The sequence below is a fragment of the Aquaspirillum sp. genome (assembly GCF_055136605.1).
The window spans coordinates 1-6107 of record NZ_JBSQVP010000095.1 but is presented as its reverse complement, the minus strand read 5'-3'; the positions used below and the strand labels follow the sequence as shown (position 1 = coordinate 6107).

The following is a 6107-nucleotide window of genomic DNA, read 5'->3' as shown; positions in this document are numbered from 1 at the left end:
ATTATAGGTGAAAATATCAAGTGTTTGATGCCAAAACCTCACTCAGAACAACACGACAGCTATCTTGAGCGTTATCAAAAAGAGCGTGTCACGCATATCATTGGTGTTGGTCGTAAAGTGCAGGGTTTACGCAAAAATGGTGAAGTATTTGCTATGCGTCTATCGGTTACCGAAATTCGCCGCAACCATGAGACATTCTTTATCGGTTTAGTCAGTGATATTTCTGAAGAAGAAATTGGCCGCCAGCGAGTTGAGTTTTTAGCCATGCATGATAGTTTAACTGGCTTACCCAACCGAGTTTATTTAAATGAAACATTGGAATTGGTTTTACGTTCTGTCGCAAAACATCAAAAAACACATGCCATTCTGTTTATTGATTTAGATGGTTTTAAACCGATCAATGATGAATTAGGTCACGATTGTGGTGATGCTGCATTAAAAATTATTGCCCAACGTTTGCGTAATCATCTACCAGCAGATGATTTTGTGGCGCGAATTGGTGGGGATGAATTTGTGATATTGTGTTATGACGTGGATACAGCAGAAAATGCGGTAAAAATTGCCGAACGCCTACTTGAAGCGATTAAAGAAGAGATGGTACTGAATGGATATACTCGTCAGATGAGCGCCAGTATTGGGATTGCTTTGATGCCGCAACATGGCCGCACTGTCATAGAATTATTAACCCTCGCAGATAAGGCCATGTACCAAGCAAAAAGACAAACCAAAGGCAGTGTTGTCTTAGCAGATTTAAGCGAATGAAGATTTTTTCTGGGAGCTACTAACTTGTTCACGCAATAAGGGAAGATAATTTTCAATCCGATTGCTAATGTGGCAAACATGGTGAAAACGTGCCGCAATTGACCATAATGTCGCTTTGGTTTCTAACTGATGCAGCTCATTTTTAACCACCGCAGTAAAGCCGACTTGACTGATTAAACCAATCACGGTTTGTACTGTTTTGACAAGTTGAGCTGGTTCGGTAATGTGCAAAAGCATCGCTTCTTTGTGCTGCGGCCACTGTTGTAAAAACAGTTGCACAATATGTTGATACAAGCTGTGTTCACCACCAAACCGTTCGAGAGCAGCGGCTAAATTAAATTCTTCGACATGATCTTCTTCAAACAGACCTAATAAGCCGCTGTTGTGGTTTTGCTCGTAAGGCTGTAGGGCACGCAGCAGTTGTTGATAATCGATGGGTTTGTCTAACACATAATCAAAGCCACAGCCGGCGAGTTCGTGAATCGTCGTCTCATCAAAAGACGTCATCGCAATAATGCATTGACACCCCGTTTCACGCAGCGTGCTAACCAAACTAGAGCCCAAACCGTCGGGCAACTGAATATCCAGCATGGCATGACTAAAGGGCTCACCAGCTGCAATCAACTGTTGGGCCTCTGCTAAATTGCCCGCCATAGATAGGTGTGCCCCCGATTGTTCTAGCCAACAACGCAGCAAAACTTCATCAATCAATGAATCTTCAACAATCAGCACACGGCTATGCTCAGGAACAGGCACGATCGTTTCCTTATGGTTGGAAAAATTTAAATGTTTGATTGATTTTACGGGTGGCAGGATGAAAAAAGAATGCGCTTTGTCAAATTTTTTGCATTTAACGGTTTTGTAGAGTGTCAGCTATTTGCTGCAATAAATCTTGTTTGGATACCGGTTTTGTAGCAATAGCATCAAAACCGGCCTGTCGGATTTCGTCTTGTTCAATCGCCATCGCATGAGCGGTATAAGCAATCACCGCCGGCTGTTTCCCTCGGTAGTCTCGGCGAATGCGTTGGCATAAGCTGATGCCGCTTTCCCCCGGCATACTGATGTCTAACAACACAAGATCAAAATCTTGTTGTTGCAAAATTGCCCATGCCTCGGCTGCATCTTTCACCGCTCGTGCAGCATAGCCTGCCCGTTCTAAAAAAAGCGTTGCCACACGACGGTTAATTTCTTCGTCATCAACAATTAGAATCGATGCGTTTTTTGTCATGCTGGGCATCCTTCAATGGCAGTTCAAGAATAAAGCAGCTCCCTTGATTGGGAGTGGATTGCACTTGAATGTTACCACCCATCAGACAACTTAATTCACGTACTAACGCTAAACCCAAGCCAGAACCGCCCTGAGAGCGCGTCACAAACCGTTCAACTTGGCGAAACTTATCAAAGATATAGGGTAAATCTTCTTCATGGATGCCAATGCCAGTATCAGTCACTTTAATGGTGACATGATGAGGCTGTCGGGTGGCTTCAACCGTGACCTTGCCTTGTGGCGTGTATTTAATTGCGTTATGTAGCAAATTACTGATGATTTCACCCAAGCGAACGTGATCGACCTCGGCTGATCCCAATAGTTCACCGTCCCAGACACATTCGAGGGCGAGATTTTTTTGGCGGGCAAAATGTTGATGTTGGTTGCAAGCTTGTTGCAAGATGCTAGCCAGTTGGCACGGTTTGGTTTGCAAGGTCATTTTGCCTGCTTCCAATCGGGCGAGATCTAACACCATATCAACGTGCTGATGTAATTGTTTACCGCTGCTATAGATCATCACGGCCAACTCGCGGCATTCTTCAACTTGCTCACTTTCTTGTATCAATTCGGCTGCACCTAAAATGCCATTAAGAGGCGTGCGTAATTCATGCGACATGTGGGCAAGAAATTCAGATTTCATTTTATTTGCAGATTCTGCCGCAGCTTGGCTTCGTTGTAAGCGGTGTGCTTGCCATAAAATATAGCCACCAAACAATAATAAAAACAATGAACTAAAGCCACCTAATAAAATAAGATATTCTTGTCTTTCTTCATGTTCTTGTAAAATAGAGCTGTCTTTGTGCATCAATACCACAGAAATAGGGAATTTATCTAATGTCGTGGCGGAAAGTTGCCATGTGTGGTTGCCATAGCCGGTAAATTGTTTTTGAACGAATTGGTTGTGTTGGTTTTTTAATAGCTGGAACCAAGGGTGATGTGAAATGTTTTCTCCCATTTTTAAAAAATCGCCACTTTTAGCCGTGCGAATAATCCCATCTAGCCCAACTAATAAAATCACCCCATTATGGCTGGTATGAACGTCTTGATAAAGTTGTGTAAAGTAAAAGGGATCGACAGAAACCACCACCACCCCACCAAAATCGCCATTAGCCTTATTGATACGGCGGGTAAATTGAATCGACCACTTACCAGAAGAACGACCTAAAATGGGTTTGCTGATGAATAGCCCTCGATCCTGCGCCTGTTTATGAACTAAAAAATGCTCGCGATCTCGCAGATCGACCCGTTTAAAATCGCGTTTATTGGTCATGGTTAAAAAACCATGCTCATCAATAATGCCAATTTGGGTGAAATAGCGGTTGATAATGACCTCTTGTTCAAGAAAAGAGACAATATCAACCTGCTCTGGAGTTTGTTCATAACGAAATTTAAGAAAACGGGTGGTTTGATCGACTTCACGAATCACACTGTCGATATGCTCCTCCAAGGCCCGAACTAAATTACGATCAATTTCTTGTTGGTGTGCAAGGCTGATTTTTTTATCGTGTTTGATGAGTGCATCAATCCCCAACCACAATCCTAATAAAACACATAGTAGAAAAACCGGTAGAATCGTGGTGAGGTGATGGGAGGATAAGAGCCGTTTAAACATCGGTCTCTCCTGTTTTTACATACTCGGTGAGCTCTTCGTTAAGATAATTCATTGTTTTTTCTAATTGTTGACATTCTTCAAAGGGAAAGTCCTCAGATGCTGACAGACGCTGTCTGAGTGTCTGCACAAGATCTTGGCCAATTTGGCATTGAAAAATGCCAAAAGTCGCTGACAGCTGATGTAAAAGTTGCCGTAGGGCAGGTCGCTTGTGTTGTTGTAGTTGCGCGATATGCAGGGGTAATTCTTGTGCGTACGCTTGCGCTAACAGTCGAAAGCCTTGTTTATCACCCCGTAAAGGAGCAAGGGCGCGCTCAGGGTTGAAGTAACGGTAGCTTGTCATAGAATTTTGCCCTTATCATACGCTGCTAGCCTCAAGAGTAGAGTAGTTTTACTGAAAAACCCACTCGGATGTTCCCTAGTGTTGGGCAAAATAGCGAATGATTTATTCACACAGTCATTAAATTTATATCGAAAAATGGATATTAAAAAAAGAAAATCATTAAGAAAGCTGGCTGGCCTTGGTGCAGTATCAGCACTTTCTCCTTTATTAGCGATTCAATCTGTTTTGGCAAATCAGGCCGCTGTTATTCAAGGGATACGTACGCTACAAGGTGAGGTATGGATTAACGGACGCCTTGCCAAGGTCGGCGATGTGGTGCGCCGAACTGACCGTATCACCACAGGAAAACATGCCCATGTGGTCTATGTCATTGGTGAAGAAGCGTATTTACAGCGTGATCAATCCGAGGTGTTGTTTGGTGAATCGGCACAACAGTTTTTTCGGGTGGTAACAGGAAAGCTCTTGGCGGTATTTGGGCGCGGTGAAAAAACATTGCATACCCCTGTGGCAACCATGGGTATTCGTGGAACGGGGTGTTACTTTGAAGTTGAACCTGAACGAACTTATTTTTGTTTATGTTATGGCTGGACACACCTCCAACCCACGGCCAACCCACAGCACGCCATGCGCTATACGTCGTTTCATCATGACCGGCCGGTGTATATCTATCCCCGAGAACAGCAGCCAATTGAACCTGTCCCCGGGGGCGTATACAACCACACCGATGATGAGTTGTTGATGTTGGAGGCGCTGCAATATCGCAGCCTGCCTTTTGATATCAACTTATATTCAGAGGGTGGGTATTACTGAGCAATTAACCGAAACGCAGCGTGTCACCTTGTTTCAAAAACTCAAGGTTCAATTCAGCACCTTGACTCAGCATAGCCGCCGGTGTGGTGGCAGTTTGTTGTTGGGCTTGAAGTTGTGCATGTAGGGTGACAAGTTGGCTCAGTTTTGCGATGTTTTGCATCGATAACAACTGGCAATAAACTAATGGCAAGGCACCGGCTTGACGGATATGAAACAGGGCTTCTGCTGGTAAGGCATTAAACGCTGCTTCATCAATACGGAATAGACCTTCTACCGTTTGATCGCCCTCAGCGGTTTTGACTGTCAAGGGCCACGGTACAATCAGTTGATACTGTTGAAGGACATCACACATCTGCCGAGTGGCGGCATCTGCACTTTTGACATGGCCAAGGAATGTCAGTAATTCACCGATCACTTGGCTTGGTTTGCCGGGTTCATCAAAGAAACGCTCACCACCTTCGGTAGTTAAATGATCGCCTGCTTCATCAATACACAACACTTGTTGACCATCGGCACTGTCTAGCAAGGCAAAGGGGTGGCCCCGATAGCGAGCAGGGATATAGTCACCTGCCCAACGACCATCAGGCAACACAAACAGATTTTGGTTAGGTTGAAATCCCTGTACGGCGACGACAGTAAAACGATCATTCACAGGCACTAAGGCAATGGCTAGGCTCAACACGGCCTTGGCCAGTTCTGGCGCTGTTAAGGGTGCAACTGCATCACCTGCAGCAAATAAGTAGTTGGAATAGCGTTTCCATTGTTGATGACCGTGACGTTCAAATGAAACCGGATGGTACTGCGGCATAGTCTGTATCCTTGTAGATGAATAATGAAGTTGGCAGATTCTGACAAAAAATGGTGACCATGACCAGCGAACAGCCGCGACTTCACGAGATTTTTAAGCGAACATCTTTCTTTTGTCACAAAATCGCTTTACGATATGACAAATTGAATGGCTGCTATCACAAAAGCCATCAACTCAGAGGAGAGAGAACATGTCGGAAGCGATCATTGAATTGCCTGAATTGGCGCAAGCCCTTTCATCTTATATCAGCCAGCAGGCGGATACCCCCGAGCCTGCATTAGAAATCCAGCCTTATGTTTACACCTACCCTGATGCGGGGATCGGTGAGCATACTGCACAGGATCTGCGGACTTGGTTATCGGTTGTCGCCCATGCCGCCCAATCTGGTATGCGTTAACAACTCACCTAATATGACAAAAATCTATTGAGGCAGATTCCAAAATTGGGATCTGCCTTTTTGTTTGCCAAACACATAACAGAGATTTTCTTTTGGCATGTAAATCTATTG

At 44.4% G+C, this 6107-nt stretch carries 8 protein-coding genes; 3 read left to right on the top strand and 5 right to left on the bottom strand.

All coding sequences use genetic code 11. The annotated features are described in order from the left end of the window. Positions 1-762: diguanylate cyclase domain-containing protein (locus tag ACTBZS_RS11610; protein ID WP_463044239.1), on the top strand; the 762-nt coding region annotated here is incomplete at its 5' end. Here ACTBZS_RS11610 and ACTBZS_RS11605 read toward each other — a convergent pair. The 4 genes from ACTBZS_RS11605 to ACTBZS_RS11590 all read right to left on the bottom strand — a co-directional run bounded on the left by ACTBZS_RS11605 (position 751) and on the right by ACTBZS_RS11590 (position 3981). Beyond that, complete coding sequence (locus ACTBZS_RS11605) at positions 751-1518, bottom strand: response regulator (RefSeq protein ID WP_463044238.1); 768 nt, start codon at positions 1516-1518, stop codon at positions 751-753. The two genes, ACTBZS_RS11610 and ACTBZS_RS11605, sit on opposite strands and share 12 nt — an antisense overlap. Positions 1519-1612: 94 nt before the next feature. Next, the gene (locus tag ACTBZS_RS11600) at positions 1613-1990 is read right to left on the bottom strand and encodes a response regulator (protein WP_460429771.1); all 378 of its coding nucleotides are present in this window, start codon (positions 1988-1990) and stop codon (positions 1613-1615) included. Beyond that, positions 1959-3641, bottom strand: a complete 1683-nt coding sequence (locus tag ACTBZS_RS11595) for an ATP-binding protein (protein WP_463044237.1) — start codon at positions 3639-3641, stop codon at positions 1959-1961. The genes ACTBZS_RS11600 and ACTBZS_RS11595 overlap by 32 nt, the downstream gene beginning before the upstream one ends. Next, positions 3634-3981 (bottom strand): hypothetical protein, encoded by a 348-nt coding sequence (locus tag ACTBZS_RS11590; RefSeq protein WP_460429769.1) that lies wholly within the window; start codon positions 3979-3981, stop codon positions 3634-3636. The genes ACTBZS_RS11595 and ACTBZS_RS11590 overlap by 8 nt, the downstream gene beginning before the upstream one ends. A gap of 135 nt (positions 3982-4116) precedes the next feature. Between ACTBZS_RS11590 and ACTBZS_RS11585 the strand changes: the two genes are divergently transcribed. Then, on the top strand, positions 4117-4791 hold the full coding sequence (locus ACTBZS_RS11585) for a FecR family protein (protein WP_463044236.1): 675 nt from the start codon (positions 4117-4119) through the stop codon (positions 4789-4791). A 4-nt stretch (positions 4792-4795) separates the two neighbouring features. On the opposite strand, the gene ACTBZS_RS11580 is transcribed toward ACTBZS_RS11585, so the two are convergent. After that, positions 4796-5599: a SapC family protein gene (locus ACTBZS_RS11580; protein WP_463044235.1), complete on the bottom strand. Its 804-nt coding sequence runs from the start codon at positions 5597-5599 to the stop codon at positions 4796-4798. A 190-nt stretch (positions 5600-5789) separates the two neighbouring features. Between ACTBZS_RS11580 and ACTBZS_RS11575 the strand changes: the two genes are divergently transcribed. Next, positions 5790-5996 carry a hypothetical protein gene (locus ACTBZS_RS11575; RefSeq protein WP_463044234.1) on the top strand — a complete coding sequence of 69 codons (207 nt, stop codon included), beginning with the start codon at positions 5790-5792 and terminating at the stop codon, positions 5994-5996. Positions 5997-6107: the final 111 nt, after the last annotated feature.